This window comes from Aeromonas sp. Y311-2, assembly GCF_027706025.1.
In the GTDB taxonomy this organism is placed as follows: Bacteria; Pseudomonadota; Gammaproteobacteria; order Enterobacterales; family Aeromonadaceae; genus Aeromonas; species Aeromonas veronii.
The window spans coordinates 43276-60921 of the sequence record NZ_JAPDCL010000011.1; the positions used below are offsets into that span (position 1 = coordinate 43276).

Here is a 17646-nt window from a genome sequence, read left to right on the forward strand (position 1 = left end):
CACCACCGGGAGGCGGTGTTTATTTGCACAAATCATTTGACAATATGTGGTTGGAAGGGCATATTTCCGGGCCTTTTCAATACACTCGCTAAGACAGTTTTAGGAGTTTTACCTTGGCTAACATCAAATCTGCTAAGAAGCGCGCTCTTCAGTCAGAAAAACGCCGTCAGCACAACGCCAGCCGTCGTTCCATGACCCGTACCTACCTGAAGAAAGTCATTGCTGCTATCGCCTCTGGCGACAAAGCTGCTGCGACTGCCGCTTTCGCTGTTGCTCAGCCGATCATGGATCGTATGGCGACCAAAGGCCTGATCCACAAGAACAAAGCTGCTCGTCACAAGAGCCGCCTGTCTGCCCAGATCAAAGCTATGGCTTAATCAGCTTCTGCTGATCAAAGCTGAAAAAACCGGCCTTAGTGCCGGTTTTTTATTTATCTGCGCTGCAATAAAGTCGATGCAGCAAACTGATCATTTCACGCACCTCATGGCTGTGCAGCGAATAGTAGACCGTCTGGGCCTCTTTGCGCGTCGTTACCAGCTCATCCCGCCGCAGCAGGGCCAGATGCTGTGACAAGGCCGACTGACTCAATCCCAATCGCTCGTTGAGCTCCCCCACCGACAGTTCACGCTCCAGCAACTGGCACAGAATAAACAGCCGCCGTTCGTTAGCCAGCGCCTTGAGCAAGGCCACCGCTTTACTCGCATTGGCTTCCATCTCTTCAAGTTGCATCACATCTCTCCTCTACCACTCATCGCCGATGATACGTGGTGACGGGCCGTTTTAAAACGACAGGGTGGCCGGCTGGATAGCGGAGAAGTTCTCCTGGCCGGAAAAGAGAAAGGTAAAATCGCTCTCGCAGACCCGCTTCACCGCCGGATGCTGGATCATCCGCTCGGCGAAGATGACGTAATACTCCTCCATCAGATCCTGAGTTTCCCCGATCAGCATCACCCCCTCCCCCTCGAGGATCTCCTCCCGATAGATGGTGGGAGCCATGAAGATTCCCTGATTGAAGAAGCCAAACGCCTTCATCAAGGCGGCATCATCAAACTCGCCAAGAATGCTGGGGGAGACACCTTGCTGTTCGAACCACTGGGTCAGCTGACGCCCCATGGCGGTACGGCGACCGGGGATCAGCAGCTTGCGCTCTTCCAGACAGGCAGGAAAGGGCTTTTCAGGCAGCGGCGCCTTGCAGAAGAAGCTGACGCCACAGCCGCCCAACCGCTTGGAGAGCAGCCCCGCATGCTGGCTGGAGTCTACTGGACAGTCGGAGAGGATCATATCGAGCTTGTGCTCGCTCAGCTGCTCCAGCAGTAGTTCGTGGGTAGATTCAAAACAGCGCAGATGGATGGAACCATCATTGGGGATGACGGAGAGCAGCACGCGGCTTGCAAGGCGCTTGGAGAGTGCATCGGCAATGCCGACGTCGAACAGGATCTGGCTCTCCTTGCGGTAGTTGACGATATCGAGCATCTCGTAGGAGAGGCTGAACATCTTGTCGGCATAGCGAAACACCAGCTGGCCCAGCTCGGTCGCCTCTAGGGAGCGCCCCTTGCGTTTGAGCAGCTTGCCACCGAGGCGCTGCTCCAGCAGCTTGATCTGGCCGGTGACCGTCTGCGGGGTCAAAAAAAGGGCTTCCGCTGCCTGGGTAACGGAGCCCTTCTTCTGAGTCATCCAGAAATAGTAGAGATGGTTGTAGTTAAGGTGTGACATCCGATGGGGTTCCCGCTTGACGCGGACTCCGGTAGCAGCTGAGTTCAACCGCCAGAATGTCATACATGTCGCTGACCGAGTCAACCTTGTTCGCGCCAAACTGCTCCATCAGACTGGCCTTGAGGCGTGCCTTGTCAGGCATCCGGTCAGCGCAATAACGCTTGTTGGAACGCTTTACCATCTCGCCAGCCCGGCTGCTCAGCGCCCGCTCGGAGAAGGTCTCGCCAAAGCGCGCCTTGGCCTGCTTGTCCCCCAGCAGCAGGGCGCTATCGACCACTCCGTTCAGATAGGCAGAGCAGTTCGCCGAGGCGGCGTTCTGTTTGCAATCCTCCAACCCGCCGGCCCATGCCGCGGGGCTCAACAACAGCATCAACAACCCTGTATGCAGCTTCATAGTCCCTCCGTACTCTGTTCCCCTTCACCCTTGGGAAGGGCCATGCGCAAGGCCAGATAGCCGACTACCGCCGCCATGGTGGAGCCCACCAGGATCCCGAGGCGAGAGTAGCTGCCGTAATCCAGCCCACCGTGCTCGAAGGCGAGCGACGCGATAAACATCGACATGGTGAAACCGATGCCACAGAGGATGCTGACCGCAAAAATCTGCTTGAAGTTGACCCCGGGCGGCAACTGGGCGATGCCCAGCTTGACCGACAGCCAGCTGATGGTGAACACCCCGAGCGGCTTGCCGATAAACAGCCCCAGCATGATCCCCATAGGTACCGGACTCAGCAGGGAGGAGAGACCAATCCCCTCCAGCGATACCCCAGCGTTGGCAAAAGCAAACAGCGGCAGGATCAGATAGGCACTCCAGGGGTGCAACTTGTGCTCCAGATACTTGAGCGGCGAGGCATAACGCTTGCCGTTAAGCGGAACCATAAAGCCCACCACCACACCCGCCAGGGTCGCATGGACACCAGACTTGAGCACCGCAACCCAGAGCACCAGACCGACCAGCATGTAGAGGCTGATCCTGTCCTCACCACGACGATTCATCCAAAGCAGGGTGAGGGTTGCCAGAATACCGATGGCCAGCGCCTCCAGCGACAGCTGCTGGGTATAGAAAAGCGCGATGATGATGATAACACCCAAGTCATCCATGATGGCCAGCGCCAACAGGAATACCTTGAGGCTCACCGGCACCCGCTTGCCGAGCAGCGCCATCACCCCGAGGGCAAAGGCGATGTCGGTCGCAGCCGGGATCGCCCAGCCAGCGCGCGCCACTTCATCCGAATAGTTGAAAAAGGCGTAGATCAAGGCCGGAACCAGCATGCCGCCCACCGCCGCGATGGCCGGAAAAGTCGCTTGCACCCGAGAGGAGAGCGCCCCTTCCAGCATTTCACGCTTCACTTCCAGACCAACCAGCAGGAAGAAGATCGCCATAAAGCCATCGTTGATCCAGAGCAGCAGCGGCTTGTTGATGTCGAGGGCCGCGATGCGCACCTGCACCGGCGTATCGAGAAATGCCTGATACCCGCCAGCCAGCGCGGTATTGGCCAAAATCATTGCCAGCATGGCAGCCATGATCAGAATAATTCCGGAGGCGGCCTCCAGCTTCAGGAACTTTTTGATTACGTCACTCATGGTTAAATTTTCCACCGTATTGCTTTGGTTTGAGTCTATCCCTTGCAACAACCAATGGAAAATCGTTTCTTGCTGCTCAATACAACGAAAAAACCGAAAGCAAAATAGAACATACCTGCTATAAGCAGGTTTTTCCTCGTCTCTGGCTACCGTCTTATTAATCAATAAAATGAATTTTCAATTATTTAACTGCATAAAAAAGGCGCCCTGAGGCGCCTTGCTATCAGATGGCGACGGGCGCCTTGATGCCGGGATGGGGGTCATAACCCTCGATCTCGAAATCCTCGAACTTGTAATCGAAGATGGAGTCAGGTTTGCGCTTGATCACCAAGGTCGGCAGCGGGCGCGGCTCGCGGGAGAGCTGCAGAGCTGTCTGCTCCATGTGGTTGGAGTAGAGATGCACATCACCGCCAGTCCAGACAAAGTCACCCACTTCCAGATTGCACTGCTGGGCCATCATGTGGGTCAGCAGGGCGTAGCTGGCAATGTTGAACGGCAGGCCGAGGAACACATCACAGCTGCGCTGGTAGAGCTGGCAGGAGAGCTTGCCGTCCGCCACATAGAACTGGAAGAAGGCGTGGCAGGGAGCCAGCGCCATCTTGTCCAGCTCGCCCACATTCCAGGCGGATACGATGATGCGGCGCGAATCAGGGTTGTGCTTGATGTCATCCACCGCCTTCTGAATCTGGTCGATGACAGAGCCGTCGGCCGCAGGCCAGGAGCGCCACTGCGCGCCGTACACCGGCCCCAGATCGCCATTCTCGTCGGCCCACTCATCCCAGATGCTGACGCCATTTTCCTTCAGATAGGCGGTATTGGTATCGCCATTGAGGAACCAGAGCAGCTCGTGAATGATGGAGCGCAGGTGGCACTTCTTGGTGGTCACTAGCGGGAACCCCTCCGCCAGATTGAAGCGCATCTGATGGCCGAACAGGGAGACAGTACCGGTGCCGGTACGGTCTGACTTGACGGTGCCCTCATCGAGAATTTTCTGCATCAGGTCGAGATAAGCTCGCATTATTTCGCCTCCTTCATGGCATTACCGAACAACTGCGGACGCTTGTAGGCAGCCCAAATCATCAGGGCACCGGCGATAATCATCGGGGTGGAGAGGATCTGGCCCATGCTGATCTCCTGGAAGTAGAGACCGAGCTGGCTGTCCGGCTGGCGCACAAACTCCACCAGGAAGCGGAACAGGCCGTAGAACAGCAGGAACATGCCGGAGATGGCGCCGCGCGGCGGATTCTTGCGCCAGAACAGGTTGAGGATGATGAACAGCACCACCCCTTCCAGTGCGAACTGGTAGAGCTGGGAGGGATGACGCGGCTCGGGACCCGCCTCCGGGAAGATGATGGCCCAGGGCACATCGGTGACCCGCCCCCACAGCTCGCCGTTGAGGAAGTTGCCGATCCGGCCAACGCCGAGACCGAACGGAATGAGCGGTGCCACAAAGTCGGCCACGGTGAAGAAGTGGCGCTTGGTTTTGTGGGCAAACCAGATCATCGCGGTGATCACTCCGATCAGACCACCGTGGAACGACATACCGCCGGTCCAGATCTTGAACAGGTAGGTGGGATCCGCGAGGAAGAGATCGAAGTTGTAGAACAGCACGTAACCGACACGGCCACCGAGGATCACCCCGAGGAAGCCGTAAAACAGCAGATCCGACACCTCGTTGCGGGTCCAGCCGCTGTTCGGTGCATCGGCGCGACGGCCAGCCAGCCACATGGCAAACGCGAAACCGAACAGGTACATGAGACCATACCAGCGTACCGATAGTGGTCCCAAACTGAATGCTACGGGATCAATCTGCGAGAAAACCCAATATCCATCGTGCTGCATATGCGGCCCCAGTCAAAATAAAAGCCGCATTTTCCGATCATTCGTCAGCAGGGACAAGGCATGATTATCAATCACTCTGTTTCGATTTATGACCGGCTCGCAGCAAACCGCCCAAACCATGCTCCTCCAGATAGCGGGCGAACAGGCCGCGCAGTACGTGGGGGTTGTCATGTTTGAGGCCATCGGCCATCAGTTCGGTCAACTCGCTCAGGGTGGATTGACGCAGCACGTACTTGATCCGGGCGATGTTGTGGGTGTTCATACTGAAGCGGCGATAGCCCATGGCAAGCAGCAACAGTACACCGACCGGATCACCGGCCAGCTCGCCACAGACCGACACCGGCTTCTGGTAGCGGTGGGAGGCATCAACCAGCTGTTGCAGGGCGCGGATCACCGCAGGATGGAAGGCATCGTAGATGTTGGCAACCCGGGAGTTGTTGCGATCCACCGCCAGCAGGTACTGGGTCAGGTCGTTACTGCCCACCGACCAGAAGTCGATGAGCGGCGCCATCTCCGGCAAGATAAAGAGGGCTGATGGCACCTCGATCATCACCCCGAGGCTGGGGTAGCGGATCACTGCATCGCGGCTCGCCGCCTCTTCCGACACCTCTCGCCACGCCTGATCCAGCAGACGACGGGAGGCTTTGATTTCGCTAACGCTGCTGATCATCGGCAGCATGATGGCCAGATTGTCCAGCCCTTCGCTGGCCCGCAGCATCGCCTTGAGCTGCACCAAAAACAGTTCGGGGTGATCCAGGGTGATCCGGATCCCCCGCCAGCCAAGGAAGGGGTTTTCCTCGACGATGGGGAAATAGGGTAGCGGCTTGTCGCCGCCCACATCCAGCGTCCGCATGCAGACCGGCCGGTTGCGGTAGGTCTCCAGAATGCCGCGATAGCGGGCTGTCTGCTCCCACTCTGAGGGGAAGCTCTCCTGCAGCATAAAGGGGATCTCGGTGCGATAGAGGCCCACCCCGTCCGCCAGCTGGTTGAGGGAGATCTCGGTATCGGCGCTGAGACCGGCGTTGAGCAACAGGGAGACCTTGGTGCCGTCGGCCGTCTCGGATGGCAGGTTGTCGACGCTGCGCACCAGGGTATCGAGCGCCCGCTCTTCGCTCAGCAGCTGACGATACTCGGTCAGGATCACCTGATTGGGCTCGATGAAGAGATCACCGCTGTAGCCATCGACGACCAGCATGCGACCACCGATGTCACCAAGGGGCAGATCGACCCCCATGATGGCGGCCACCCCCATGGCGCGGGCCAGAATGGCCGCATGGGAGTTGGTTCCCCCCTTGAGCGAGACCACCCCGGTCAGATACTCGCGAGGTACTTCTGCCAGAATGGTGGCGGTCACCTCATCGGCAACCAGCACCACCGGCTCACCGATGGAGATATGTTCCGGTTCATTCTGCACCAGTCGGCTGATCAGCCGCTGGGCAATATCCTTCACGTCGGTGGAACGCTCCTGCAGGTAGGGATCCTTCATCCCCTTGAACTGCTCGATCAAGCGATCGCTGATCAGCTTGACCGCAGAGACCGCAGTCCAGTGCTCCTTGCTCACCTTGTTGCGGATCGGCTTGATATAACCGGGATCGTTCAGCAGATGGAGGTAGATATCGAAGATCGCCACCGAATCCTGGCTGTAGCTCTCGCGAAAACGCAGCGCCAGACTCTCCAAGTCGTGCCGCACTTCCTCAACCGCCAGCTCCAGCCGCGCCAGCTGGCTGGCATGGTCTTCATCCTTGCGCGGGGTAATGGACGAGAGCGCCTTGCGGGGCCGCCACACCCAGGCCTTGGCCATGGCGATGCCGCTGGCACCGGCAATACCGCGCAGCGGCTTGCTCCAGTCGGTCTTCTGCAACCACCCCTTGGCCTGCGCCTGGGCAATCCGCGCCGCCAGCTGGGCCGCCAGGGTGACCATGAAGGACTCTTCCCCCTCATCGAAGCGGCGACTCTCCTTCTGCTGCACCACCAGAATGCCGACCACCTGACGCTGATGCATGATGGGTGCGCCGAGGAAGGAGCGGAACGCCTCTTCGGCCACATCGGGCAGGAATTTGAAACTGGGATGCGCGGGGGCATCAGCCAGGTTGATCAGCTCTTCCCGCTGACCGACCAGACCGACGATGCCCTGCTCGTAGGGCAGGGTCACCTTGCCCACCGCGGACGGGGCCAAGCCGTCGGTAGCCGCCAAACGATAGCGGCGCACCTCGGGTTCCGAGACATAGACGGAGCAGCAGTCCACTACCATGGCGTGCCGGGTCTGGCTCACCAATGCCTGCAAGGCCTGCTCGAGGGTATTGGCCTCGGCCATGCTCTCGACGATACGTCTCAGTTCCGTTAACAACTAATCTGTGCTCCTTAACGGGCGCGGTTGCGCCGCCCATCCTTCTTGTTGACCTGCACTGCCGGCACTGGCATCGCCAGCGGGGCAAACTCTTTCATGACCCGGCGATAAACCTCCCGCTTGAACGAGACGACCTGACGCACCGGGTACCAGAAGCTGACCCAACGCCAGTCGTCAAATTCGGGATGGCCATGACAGCCAAACTGGATCCGCGACTCCTTGCCCGAATTCAGCTGTAACAGGAACCATTTTTGTTTTTGGCCAATACAGACCGGTGAACTGTCCCAGCGGACAAGACGTTTGGGTAAACGGTACTTTAGCCAGTTACGACTGGTGGCCATGATGGTCACATCTTCGGGCTTGAGGCCAATCTCCTCGTACAGCTCTCGATACATGGCCTGCTCTGGCGTTTCACCATCATCAACCCCCCCCTGCGGAAACTGCCAGGAGTGCTGCCCATAGCGTTTAGCCCACAACACTTGTCCTTCACGGTTACAGATCACGATACCGACATTGGGACGAAATCCGTCGCCATCAATCACGTGATCACCTTATAAAGGCTGAATCTATAAGGAGATTGTTCCACATTCACTCCGTGGCAGCAAACAAGGAGTGAATCCCCTGTTTCATGAATAACTTTCGATTTCAAACATACTTATAAACAAATCCAAGGATCCGCGCCCCCAAGTTGCCCACCCAGGCTGTGCATAAAGCTGTTAGCAAACGGGTATATACAGTACTTTTTAACTGTACGCGAAAAGTGCCTCTCCGTCTCATCACGCGACATAAAATATAAAAAATCATTATTTTTTATAAACTTGGGATAAAACAACTGGATCTAGATCCATGTTACCCCAAGAGTCAGATCCATGATCCGGATTGTGAACAAGTTCAACTGCTCAAAGATCCACCGCGGCGAAATTATCCACAGGAGTGGCACAATATCTACCCCGTTTACCCTGTAAAAATGGGGTGGCATTCACAATTTTTTGTAACATATCAGCGACTCCAACCACTTTCATCCACTTATCCAAGATTTCTGTGGATAACTGTGTGTAACATCATGCACAAACCCTTGGACAACTATTTCGAGGTCAAACCAGACCTGGATTACTGCTCGATAAAACAGACAAAACCCTTTAAAATCATAATGATGAGCTGATAGCCTCCAAATTCTCTGCATTTGATCTTATCCACTCAGGATCGGTTATAAAAACAGCGATCCTTCTCGGGATCCTCCCCTGTTAGAATATGGCGAGCAAGATGGAGCCAACTATGCCAAGCAATCCCCAATCCGAGCAGGAGTTATTGAGCCGCGCCTATGCCATGGCCGGCTTCACGCTGGCGCAGCTGGCCGCCGAGGCTGGCGTCGCTGTGCCCAAAGACCTGCGCCGTGACAAGGGGTGGGTCGGTCAGTTGATCGAGCTGCAACTGGGGGCCAGCGCAGGGAGCAAGCCGGAGCAGGACTTCCCGGAGCTGGGGATCGAACTCAAGACGATCCCCGTGGATCCTCAAGGCAAACCGCTGGAGACTACCTTCGTCTGCGTCGCCCCGCTGATCGGCGTCAGCGGCCAGCGCTGGGAGGAGTCCAACGTACGCAACAAGCTCTCCCGGGTGCTCTGGATCCCGGTGGAAGGCAGCCGGGAGATCCAGGTTGGCGAGCGGCGGGTCGGTATGCCGCTGATGTGGAGCCCGAATGAAGAGGAAGATCGGCTACTGCGTCAGGACTGGGAGGAGCTGATGGACATGATAGTACTGGGAGAAGTGGAGCAGATCAGCGCACGCCACGGCCAGGTGATGCAACTGCGGCCCAAGGCGGCCAACAACAAGGCGCTGACTCGCGCCATCGGCCGCGATGGTCAACCCATCATGACCCTGCCGCGCGGCTTCTATCTCAAGATCGACTTCACCCACAGTCTACTGCAACGCTATTTTGCCTTGCCGACTTGATCTGCCTTATCAACATCTTTGTCATATGGTGGTATAAAAATAGACAGGAGCCATTTTTAACTCACAGACAAGGAGGCGTCATGCCACTGATCAAACAGTTTTTGAAGTCCAAGCCCGAGGTCAAGGTGACCTTTGCCGTAGAGAAAGAGGCAGCAGCAGGGGCGGAGCAGGTGATGCTGATCGGCGAGTTCACCCAGTGGCAACCGGTCGAGCTGAAGCGCATGAAGAGCGGTGAGTTCAAAGCCACCCTCAATCTGCCGACCGACGGCCCGGGGTACTTTGAATATTGCTACCAGCTCATCACTCCGGCAGGGGAAACCCTCTACGAGAATGACTGGGCAGCGGATGACTATGTGCCTGGCCCTTTCGGGCGAGACAACTCGGTAGTTCGGGTCATCCAGTAACGGCTCCCAGATAGCCAATAGACGGATACAAAAAAGGCTCGCCATTGGCGAGCCTTTTCACTACCTGTCGAGCGTTTCGCCGACATACCGACACCAATTCGAACCGAATTAGTTGAGCTTCTCTTTGATACGAGCAGCTTTGCCGGACAGGTTGCGCAGGTAGTACAGTTTGGCGCGGCGAACATCACCACGACGCTTCAGTTCTACACTGTGGATCAGCGGAGAGTGAGTCTGGAATACACGCTCAACACCTTCGCCGTTGGAGATCTTGCGAACGGTGAAAGCAGAGTGCAGACCGCGGTTACGCTTGGCAATAACGATGCCTTCGAAAGCCTGCAGACGCTCTTTACCACCTTCTTTAACACGAACTTGAACACGTACAGTGTCGCCCTGGGCAAAAGCCGGGATGTCGGTACGCAGTTGCTCTTGTTCAAGCTGCTGAATAATCTTGCTCATTGTCTTTCCTTACCTAGGATAAACTGAAAACTCTACTTAACGCTGTCACGCACTTCGCGGACATACTCGGCAAGAAGTGATTCTTGCTCGTCAGTCAGAGCTAGGTTGTTAATAAGTTCCGGCCTTCTTTGCCAGGTTCGTCCGAGCGACTGCTTAAGACGCCAGCGTCGAATCACTTCGTGATTGCCGCTTGTCAGCGCCTCGGGCACCGCCAATCCATCCAACACCTCCGGCCGAGTATAGTGGGGATGATCCAGCAAGCCATCCGTAAAGGAGTCTTGCTCGGCACTGGCCTGATCGCCCAAAACCCCGGGTACCAGACGCGAAACCGCATCGATCAGGGTCATGGCAGGCAACTCGCCACCACTTAACACGTAATCCCCGATAGACCACTCTTCGTCGACTTCGGTTTGTATCACGCGTTCATCGATACCTTCGTATCGACCGGCTACCAGAATCAGTTTCTGATTCGTCGCCAACTCGGTTACGCCCGCTTGAGTCAGCTTGCGTCCCTGAGGAGAGAGATAGATGACTTTCGCCCCGTCTCCCGCTGCTTGCTTGGCTGCATGAATCGCGTCACGCAGCGGCTGAACCATCATTAACATGCCGGGCCCACCACCATAAGGACGATCATCGACCGTACGGTGTTTATCGTGGGTAAACTCCCGGGGGTTCCAGCACTCAATCTGCAGCAGGCCACTCTTGACGGCCCGACCCGTTACCCCGTGCTCGGTAATGGCTCGGAACATTTCAGGGAAGAGGCTAATCACCCCAATCCACATAAGAAACCTCCGGCACCCGTGTTAGCGCGGGAAACTAGAAACCAGGATCCCAATCAACTTCGATTGTTCGAGCAGTCAGATCAATATTCTTGATCACCTGCTCTTCCAGGAACGGAATCAACCGCTCCTTTGCACCAAAGGCATCTTTTACATTGGCCTCAACCACCAACACATCGTTGGAGCCGGTTTCCATCAATTCGGTCACCTTGCCCAGGTCGTATCCCTTGGTGGTCACCACGGAGCAACCAATCAGGTCACGCCAGTAGAACTCACCTTCAGGCAACGCAGGCAACAGATCGGCGGGTACGCCAATCTCGACATTGGTCAATGCCAGAGCATCTTCGCGCACATCGATACCATCGAGTTTGCAAATCAGACCCTTGTTGTGACGTTTCCAAGATGAAACCCGAATTTCACGCCACGCCCCGTTCTGATTAATCAGCCAGGGGTTGTAATCGAAAATCGCTTCGGCAACATCGGTGAAGGAGTTCACTTTAAGCCAGCCCTTGATGCCATAAACGGTACCCAGGGTGCCCAGAACTACAGGTTTTTCCACCTTAACTCCTTACCGTTGGGCTGATTAAGCAGCTTTTTTAGCGTCTTTGATCAGCTTGGCAACGCGGTCAGAAACAGCGGCACCAGTAGCAACCCAATGCTCGATACGAGCCAGGTCCAGGTTCAGCTTTTCAGCTTGACCAGCAGCAACCGGGTTGAAGAAACCAACGCGCTCGATGAAGCGACCGTCACGGGCGCAACGGCTGTCAGAAACTACTACCTGGTAGAACGGACGCTTTTTCGCGCCACCACGTTGTAAACGAATGGTTACCATATCGTCCTCATTAACATCTAATGAACAAGGCCCGCAAACACGCGGACCCTAGCTTAAAATAAGCCGCGTAATTCTACTTGGATTCGTAATAATTGCAACCAAGCCAGCCATTTTTTGCGCAGAGCGGCAATGAAAAGGGGCCTGCAACTGCAGACCCCCATCAACACGCAGGCCGGATCAGAACGGACCGCGACCGCCACCGAAACCGGGGGGCATCATGTTCTTCATCTGGCTCATTATCTTGCGCATGCCGCCCTTGCCGGACATTTTCTTCATCATGCGCTGCATCTCGGTGAACTGCTTGAGCAGCTTGTTCACATCCTGCACCTGCATGCCGGAGCCTGCGGCGATACGGCGTTTGCGGGAACCCTTGATGAGATCGGGGTGAGCACGCTCCTTGGGGGTCATGGAGCTGATGATGGCCTCCATTCGCACGGTGAGCTTGTCATCCATCTGATCTTTCACGTTATCCGGCAGACCGGACATGCCGGGCAGCTTGTCGAGCATCCCCATCATGCCGCCCATGTTGCGCATCTGGGCCAGCTGCTCGCGGAAATCTTCCAGATCGAAACCCTTGCCGCTCTTGACCTTGCTGGCCAGCTTGGCCGCTTTCTCTTTATCGACGTTGCGCTCAACTTCCTCGATAAGAGAGAGCACATCGCCCATACCAAGGATGCGGGAGGCGAGGCGATCCGGGTGGAACGGCTCCAGCGCATCGGTCTTTTCACCCATACCGATAAACTTGACCGGCTTGCCGGTGATGTGACGCACCGACAGGGCAGCACCACCACGGGCATCGCCGTCCGCCTTGGTAAGGATGACACCGGTGAGCGGCAGCGCTTCATTGAACGCCTTGGCGGTGTTGGCGGCATCCTGACCGGTCATGGCATCCACCACGAACAGGGTCTCGACCGGCTTGATGGTGGCATGCAGATCCTGGATCTCGGCCATCATCTCGCTATCAACGTGCAGACGACCGGCAGTATCGACGATCACCACGTCATAGAATTTCTTGCGCGCCTGATCGATGGCGGCGGTCGCGATGTCGACCGGCTTCTGGCTGGCATCGCTCGGGAAAAAGTCGACACCGATGTCGCTGGCCAGGGTCTCCAGCTGCTTGATCGCTGCTGGGCGATAAACGTCAGCACTGACCACCAGCACCTTCTTCTTGCTGCGCTCTTTGAGCAGCTTGGCCAGTTTGCCAACTGTGGTGGTCTTACCGGCCCCCTGCAGACCGGCCATCAGGATGATGGCGGGCGGCTGGGCAGCCAGGTTGAGCTGTTCGTTGGCCTCCCCCATCACGGTGACCAGTTCACCGTGCACAATCTTGATGAATGCCTGGCCCGGGCTCAGGGATTTGGCCACCTCCTGCCCGACTGCGCGCTCTTTGACACGCGCCACGAAATCACGCACGACCGGCAGGGCGACATCCGCCTCGAGCAGCGCCATGCGGACTTCACGCAGGGTTTCCTTGATGTTCTCTTCGGTCAGGCGACCACGGCCACTGACATTGCGCAAGGTGCGCGAGAGTCGTTCAGTCAAATTCTCAAACATGACGGATTCCGGTTCTTGGCGTAATAAATTGGGGGCATTATAACCCAGAGCGGGCGCGAGGACGATTATTCACCGCACCGCAGCAGCAGGGACCTTCTCCCTATATATGGGCAGATCGGCCGTTGCACAACTGGCGAGCACTTCTCGTGCAAGGTATACTGCCCCTCTTACCCTCAAAAGCTTGTGCAACAACGACCTGGTTATGATCGTAATCTCTGTTCTGGCCCTGGCGTTTTATCTGCTGGCCATCATCGCCTCCCTGCATCTGTTACTGAGCGCCAAGCCGGTGGGACAGCGCTCCCTGTTTGCCTGTATCGGATTGGCCCTGATCGCCCATGCCAGCGCCCTCGGTTCAGAGGTATTGCAGAGTTACGGCCAGAACCTGAGCATGCTCAACGTTGCCTCGCTGGTCAGCCTCATCATCAGTTGCTTCATGACATGCGTAACCCGCCGCTTCAACGGCTGGATCCTGCTGCCGGTAGTCTATAGCTTCTCGGCCCTGTTGCTGGCTGCCAGCGCCTTGATCCCGGGTCGCTACATAACCCATCTGGAGGCCCATCCCCAGCTGTTGCTGCACATCGGCCTCGCCCTGATGGCCTACTCGGTATTGATGATAGCCTGTCTGTTTGCGCTGCAGCTCGCCTGTCTGGACAAGCAACTAAAATCTCGAAAAATCAGTAATCTGCCAGCCATGCCGCCACTGATGACGGTGGAGAAACGGCTGTTCCAGTTGATCTCTGCGGGAGTGCTGCTGCTGACACTCTCCATCGCCTCCGGCCTCTTCTTCCTCGAAGATATGTTCGCCCAGGGCAAGTCTCACAAGGCAGTGCTCTCCATCCTGGCATGGTGTGTCTACGTGTTGCTGCTGTGGGGTCATCACACCTATGGCTGGCGCGGCCGCAAAGTCATCACGCTCAGTCTGATCGGCAGCTTCATCCTGACTCTTGCCTACTTTGGCAGTCGCTTCGTCAAAGAAGTGCTGTTGAGCTGACACCTATACTCTTTTAGCCATACCATCCAACAGGAGCCCTTTTTGGACAGCATCTCAACGAGTACATTACTGATTGTTCTCGTTATCTTGATCCTTCTTTCCGCCTTTTTCTCCAGTGCCGAAACCGGCTTGATGTCCATCAACCGCTACAAACTTCGGCATCTGGCACAGACCAAACACAAAGCCGCACGTCGCGTCGAGCAACTGCTCGCCCGCCCCGATCGCCTGCTGGGGCTGATCCTGATCGGCAACAATCTGGTCAATATCCTCGCCTCCGCCATCGCCACCATCGTCTGTATCCGGCTGTTTGGTGATCTCGGGGTCGCCATCGCCACCTTCGGGCTGACCCTGGTGGTACTGGTATTCGGTGAAGTGACCCCCAAGACCCTGGCCGCCATGTTTCCGGAGAAGATCGCCTATCCCGCCTCCTGGATCCTCAAGGGGCTGATGGTGCCGCTCTCACCGCTGGTCTGGCTGATCAACGGCATCACCAGCGGCCTGCTCAAGATGCTGAAGATCAATCCCAACAAGGATGACTCCCTCAACACCGAGGAGCTGCGCACCATCGTCAATGAGGCGGGTAACCTGATCCCCCAGCGTCATCAGGAGATGCTGCTGAGCATTCTGGATCTCGACAAGATGCTGGTCGAGGACATCATGGTGCCACGCAGCGATATCTACGCCATCGACATCAACGATGACTGGAAGAGCATCCAGCGCCAGCTGGCCCACTGCGCTCACACCAAGATCCTGCTCTATCGCGACAATATCGACGACGTTGTCGGCTTTTTGCACGCGCGCGATGCCCTGCGGCTGGTAGCCAGGGACCAGTTCAACAAATCGAGTCTGTTGCGGGAAGTGGACGAGATCTACTTCATTCCGGAAGGAACGCCGCTCAACGTGCAGCTGGCCAAATTCCAGCGCAACAAGGAGCGAATTGGCCTGATCGTCGACGAATACGGCGATATTCAAGGTCTAATCACTCTGGACGACATTCTGGAAGAGATCGTGGGCGACTTCACCACCTCCATGACGCCAGCGCCGAGCGACGAGATCCACCCCCAGTCAGATGGTTCTTATCTGGTCGAAGGCTCAGCCAATATTCGTGAGCTGAACAAGGAGATGAACTGGCACCTGCCCATCGACGGCCCGCGTACCCTCAACGGTCTGATCCTCGAATATCTGGAGGAGATACCCCAGCCCAACATCGGGATCCGGTTGGCCGGTTATCCTATCGAGATCCTCGATGTGGAGAACAACATGGTGAAGATGGCGCGGATCATGCCAGCATCGTATCGGGCGGAGTCGGATTCGCAAGATTGAAAAAGGGCTGCCAGTGGCAGCCCTTTTCTATTGCTCATCTTCATCATCCGGCTCCAGCACCAGCGTCGGGATCAACTCGCCAAACACCCGTTGCAACTCGTCGCGGTTGGCCAGCAGGTCTTGCAGCGTATAGCTGTCCATCACCGCCAGAAACGCATCCATCGCCTCTTTCAGCGCACTCTTGAGCAAACAGACAGAGACGATGTGGCAAGCGGGCGAGCCGCAGTCAATGCCGTCCAGATTACCTTCCAGCGCCCTGATCACCTGCCCGATATTGATGGTGGCGGGATCGCAAGCCATGCGAATACCACCATTCTTGCCCCGCTGGGATTGCAGATAGCCCAGCTTCACCAGCTGATTGACCACCTTCACCATGTGGTTGCGGGAAACGCCATACAGGGCCGATACCTTGGCAACGCTCGACAACTCCCCTTCCGGCAGGGTGGCAAGATAGAGCAGGGCTCTCAATCCAAAATCTGTATAACTGGTTAGTCTCATAAAACCTGATTAGCGCGATGCGAAAAGTGGAGTATTGATTCAAATCAAATAAACATCTAGGATGCCACTTATTAAATGACATTTTATATGTTTAATTAGAACGAGGCCCTATGCTAGATCAAACCACCGTTGCCATCATCAAAAGCACCATTCCGCTGCTCGAATCGGCAGGCCCTGCCCTCACCCAGCACTTCTACCAGCGGATGTTCAGCCATAACCCTGAGCTGAAAGATATCTTCAACCTGGCCCACCAACGCAGTGGCGGCCAGCCGCTGGCCCTGTTCAATGCAGTCGCCGCGTATGCAAAGAATATCGACAATCTGGGAGCGCTCGCCGGTGCGGTCGAGCGGATTGCGCACAAACATACCGGATTCCTGATCCAGCCGGAACAATATCACATTGTAGGTAGTCATCTCTTGGCCACGCTCAAAGAATTGGGCGGAAGTGCGGTCACCGACGAGGTGCTGGAGGCATGGGGCAAGGCGTATGGCGTGCTGGCCGACATCTTCATCGGCCGCGAGCAGGAGATCTATCAGGAGAAGGCCAATCAGGATGGCGGCTGGCAAGGTACCCGCACCTTCATCATCAAGGAGAAGCGAGCCGAGAGCGACCTCATCACCTCCTTCCTGCTGGCGCCGGAAAATGGCAAGCAGGTACTGACCTTCAAACCGGGCCAATACCTCAGCATCAAGCTGGTTCACCCCGAGCTGGAATATCAGGAGATCCGCCAGTACTCCCTCTCCGATGCCCCCAACGGGCAGGATTACCGCATCAGCGTCAAGCGTGAGCCGCTGGGCCAGGTCTCCAACCTGCTGCACGATCACCTGCAGGCGGGTGACAAGATCGAGGTGATGCCCCCTACCGGCGATTTCTACCTGACAGCCGACAGCCAGACCCCGGTGGTACTGCTCTCAGCCGGTGTCGGCGTGACGCCGATGATGAGCATACTCAACCAGCTGCTGGCGAGCGGCCATCAGGCCGAGATCACCTGGCTGCACGCCTGCGAACAGGGCGCTGTACACGCCTTCCGGGAGGATATTCAGCAAAAATCCCGCCAGCATCCCAACTTGCTGAGCCGGGTCTGGTATAGGGAGCCGGAGGCCAGTGATGTGCAGAGCGAAGATTACGACCTGGCCGGCACCATGGATCTGACTGCCGTGAAGGAGCGCATCACGCCGCAGGCCCACTACTACTTCTGTGGCCCTGTCGGCTTCATGCAAGAGATCAAGCGGCAGCTGCTGGCTGCTGGGGTACCAACGGGGCAGCTCCATTACGAAGTTTTTGGCCCCCATCAAGATCTCTAAGGCGCGGGCAGCCATATAACAGAGGGAGGTTCCGGCCTGTCATGGCACGGCGGCTGGAACCGGACCCACAGG

The 17646-nt window shown here is 56.8% G+C and carries 20 protein-coding genes; 6 read left to right on the plus strand and 14 right to left on the minus strand.

From position 1 onward, the window contains the following. Window positions 1-113 precede the first annotated feature (113 nt). Window positions 114-377 carry a 30S ribosomal protein S20 gene (rpsT, locus tag OKC42_RS11985; RefSeq protein ID WP_005308808.1) on the plus strand — a complete coding sequence of 88 codons (264 nt, stop codon included), beginning with the start codon at window positions 114-116 and terminating at the stop codon, window positions 375-377. Between the two features lie 49 nt (window positions 378-426). Here the strand turns inward: rpsT and OKC42_RS11990 are convergent, their stop codons facing one another. From OKC42_RS11990 to rppH, 8 genes are all read right to left on the minus strand, one after another. After that, window positions 427-729, minus strand: coding sequence for an ArsR/SmtB family transcription factor (locus OKC42_RS11990; RefSeq protein WP_201908104.1), 303 nt, complete (start codon window positions 727-729; stop codon window positions 427-429). 51 nt (window positions 730-780) lie between these two features. Continuing rightward, on the minus strand, window positions 781-1713 hold the full coding sequence (gene nhaR / locus OKC42_RS11995) for a transcriptional activator NhaR (protein ID WP_005340434.1): 933 nt from the start codon (window positions 1711-1713) through the stop codon (window positions 781-783). Further along, the gene (locus tag OKC42_RS12000) at window positions 1700-2107 is read right to left on the minus strand and encodes a hypothetical protein (protein WP_270819805.1); all 408 of its coding nucleotides are present in this window, start codon (window positions 2105-2107) and stop codon (window positions 1700-1702) included. The genes nhaR and OKC42_RS12000 overlap by 14 nt, the downstream gene beginning before the upstream one ends. Continuing rightward, window positions 2104-3294, minus strand: coding sequence for a Na+/H+ antiporter NhaA (gene nhaA / locus OKC42_RS12005; RefSeq protein WP_270819807.1), 1191 nt, complete (start codon window positions 3292-3294; stop codon window positions 2104-2106). Before nhaA ends, OKC42_RS12000 begins: the two co-directional genes overlap by 4 nt. A 223-nt stretch (window positions 3295-3517) precedes the next feature. Then, the gene (thyA, locus tag OKC42_RS12010) at window positions 3518-4312 is read right to left on the minus strand and encodes a thymidylate synthase (protein WP_005340427.1); all 795 of its coding nucleotides are present in this window, start codon (window positions 4310-4312) and stop codon (window positions 3518-3520) included. Continuing rightward, on the minus strand, window positions 4312-5136 hold the full coding sequence (lgt, locus tag OKC42_RS12015; RefSeq protein WP_041201849.1) for a prolipoprotein diacylglyceryl transferase: 825 nt from the start codon (window positions 5134-5136) through the stop codon (window positions 4312-4314). Before lgt ends, thyA begins: the two co-directional genes overlap by 1 nt. Before the next feature lie 67 nt (window positions 5137-5203). Further along, window positions 5204-7483 (minus strand): phosphoenolpyruvate--protein phosphotransferase, encoded by a 2280-nt coding sequence (gene ptsP, locus OKC42_RS12020; RefSeq protein ID WP_127006948.1) that lies wholly within the window; start codon window positions 7481-7483, stop codon window positions 5204-5206. Window positions 7484-7497: 14 nt separating this feature from the next. Then, the gene (gene rppH / locus OKC42_RS12025) at window positions 7498-8025 is read right to left on the minus strand and encodes an RNA pyrophosphohydrolase (protein ID WP_005340421.1); all 528 of its coding nucleotides are present in this window, start codon (window positions 8023-8025) and stop codon (window positions 7498-7500) included. 733 nt (window positions 8026-8758) lie between these two features. Between rppH and mutH the strand changes: the two genes are divergently transcribed. After that, entirely contained in the window at window positions 8759-9433 is a 675-nt protein-coding gene (gene mutH / locus OKC42_RS12030; RefSeq protein WP_270819808.1) for a DNA mismatch repair endonuclease MutH, read from the plus strand. A gap of 80 nt (window positions 9434-9513) precedes the next feature. Beyond that, the gene (locus tag OKC42_RS12035; protein ID WP_005348910.1) at window positions 9514-9837 is read left to right on the plus strand and encodes an isoamylase early set domain-containing protein; all 324 of its coding nucleotides are present in this window, start codon (window positions 9514-9516) and stop codon (window positions 9835-9837) included. A 108-nt stretch (window positions 9838-9945) separates the two neighbouring features. Here the strand turns inward: OKC42_RS12035 and rplS are convergent, their stop codons facing one another. The 5 genes from rplS to ffh form a co-directional block, all read right to left on the minus strand. Then, window positions 9946-10293: a 50S ribosomal protein L19 gene (gene rplS / locus OKC42_RS12040; RefSeq protein ID WP_005313505.1), complete on the minus strand. Its 348-nt coding sequence runs from the start codon at window positions 10291-10293 to the stop codon at window positions 9946-9948. Between the two features lie 32 nt (window positions 10294-10325). Then, window positions 10326-11075, minus strand: a complete 750-nt coding sequence (gene trmD / locus OKC42_RS12045) for a tRNA (guanosine(37)-N1)-methyltransferase TrmD (RefSeq protein WP_005340400.1) — start codon at window positions 11073-11075, stop codon at window positions 10326-10328. A 34-nt stretch (window positions 11076-11109) separates the two neighbouring features. Continuing rightward, window positions 11110-11631, minus strand: coding sequence for a ribosome maturation factor RimM (gene rimM / locus OKC42_RS12050; protein ID WP_005340394.1), 522 nt, complete (start codon window positions 11629-11631; stop codon window positions 11110-11112). A gap of 24 nt (window positions 11632-11655) precedes the next feature. Beyond that, window positions 11656-11904, minus strand: coding sequence for a 30S ribosomal protein S16 (rpsP, locus tag OKC42_RS12055; protein WP_005340392.1), 249 nt, complete (start codon window positions 11902-11904; stop codon window positions 11656-11658). A 177-nt stretch (window positions 11905-12081) separates the two neighbouring features. Continuing rightward, window positions 12082-13458 (minus strand): signal recognition particle protein, encoded by a 1377-nt coding sequence (gene ffh / locus OKC42_RS12060; protein ID WP_270819809.1) that lies wholly within the window; start codon window positions 13456-13458, stop codon window positions 12082-12084. A 202-nt stretch (window positions 13459-13660) separates the two neighbouring features. Between ffh and OKC42_RS12065 the strand changes: the two genes are divergently transcribed. Further along, the gene (locus tag OKC42_RS12065) at window positions 13661-14449 is read left to right on the plus strand and encodes a cytochrome C assembly family protein (RefSeq protein ID WP_005340390.1); all 789 of its coding nucleotides are present in this window, start codon (window positions 13661-13663) and stop codon (window positions 14447-14449) included. Window positions 14450-14491: 42 nt separating this feature from the next. After that, window positions 14492-15772, plus strand: a complete 1281-nt coding sequence (locus OKC42_RS12070) for an HlyC/CorC family transporter (RefSeq protein ID WP_005348906.1) — start codon at window positions 14492-14494, stop codon at window positions 15770-15772. A 27-nt stretch (window positions 15773-15799) separates the two neighbouring features. On the opposite strand, the gene OKC42_RS12075 is transcribed toward OKC42_RS12070, so the two are convergent. Then, entirely contained in the window at window positions 15800-16270 is a 471-nt protein-coding gene (locus OKC42_RS12075) for an Rrf2 family transcriptional regulator (protein WP_005340388.1), read from the minus strand. A gap of 110 nt (window positions 16271-16380) precedes the next feature. Here OKC42_RS12075 and hmpA point away from each other — a divergent pair, with 110 nt between their 5' ends. Continuing rightward, window positions 16381-17574 (plus strand): NO-inducible flavohemoprotein, encoded by a 1194-nt coding sequence (gene hmpA / locus OKC42_RS12080; protein ID WP_270819810.1) that lies wholly within the window; start codon window positions 16381-16383, stop codon window positions 17572-17574. Window positions 17575-17646 lie beyond the last annotated feature (72 nt).

Coding starts and splice junctions, on each gene's coding strand:
- rplS (WP_005313505.1), bottom strand. CDS start 10,293: ATGAGCAAGATTATTCAGCAGCTTGAACAAGAGCAACTGCGTACCGAC.
- OKC42_RS12000 (WP_270819805.1), bottom strand. CDS start 2,107: ATGAAGCTGCATACAGGGTTGTTGATGCTGTTGTTGAGCCCCGCGGCA.
- rpsP (WP_005340392.1), bottom strand. CDS start 11,904: ATGGTAACCATTCGTTTACAACGTGGTGGCGCGAAAAAGCGTCCGTTC.
- OKC42_RS12065 (WP_005340390.1), top strand. CDS start 13,661: ATGATCGTAATCTCTGTTCTGGCCCTGGCGTTTTATCTGCTGGCCATC.
- trmD (WP_005340400.1), bottom strand. CDS start 11,075: ATGTGGATTGGGGTGATTAGCCTCTTCCCTGAAATGTTCCGAGCCATT.
- nhaR (WP_005340434.1), bottom strand. CDS start 1,713: ATGTCACACCTTAACTACAACCATCTCTACTATTTCTGGATGACTCAG.
- OKC42_RS12075 (WP_005340388.1), bottom strand. CDS start 16,270: ATGAGACTAACCAGTTATACAGATTTTGGATTGAGAGCCCTGCTCTAT.
- OKC42_RS11990 (WP_201908104.1), bottom strand. CDS start 729: ATGCAACTTGAAGAGATGGAAGCCAATGCGAGTAAAGCGGTGGCCTTG.
- nhaA (WP_270819807.1), bottom strand. CDS start 3,294: ATGAGTGACGTAATCAAAAAGTTCCTGAAGCTGGAGGCCGCCTCCGGA.
- mutH (WP_270819808.1), top strand. CDS start 8,759: ATGCCAAGCAATCCCCAATCCGAGCAGGAGTTATTGAGCCGCGCCTAT.
- OKC42_RS12035 (WP_005348910.1), top strand. CDS start 9,514: ATGCCACTGATCAAACAGTTTTTGAAGTCCAAGCCCGAGGTCAAGGTG.
- thyA (WP_005340427.1), bottom strand. CDS start 4,312: ATGCGAGCTTATCTCGACCTGATGCAGAAAATTCTCGATGAGGGCACC.
- hmpA (WP_270819810.1), top strand. CDS start 16,381: ATGCTAGATCAAACCACCGTTGCCATCATCAAAAGCACCATTCCGCTG.
- lgt (WP_041201849.1), bottom strand. CDS start 5,136: ATGCAGCACGATGGATATTGGGTTTTCTCGCAGATTGATCCCGTAGCA.
- ffh (WP_270819809.1), bottom strand. CDS start 13,458: ATGTTTGAGAATTTGACTGAACGACTCTCGCGCACCTTGCGCAATGTC.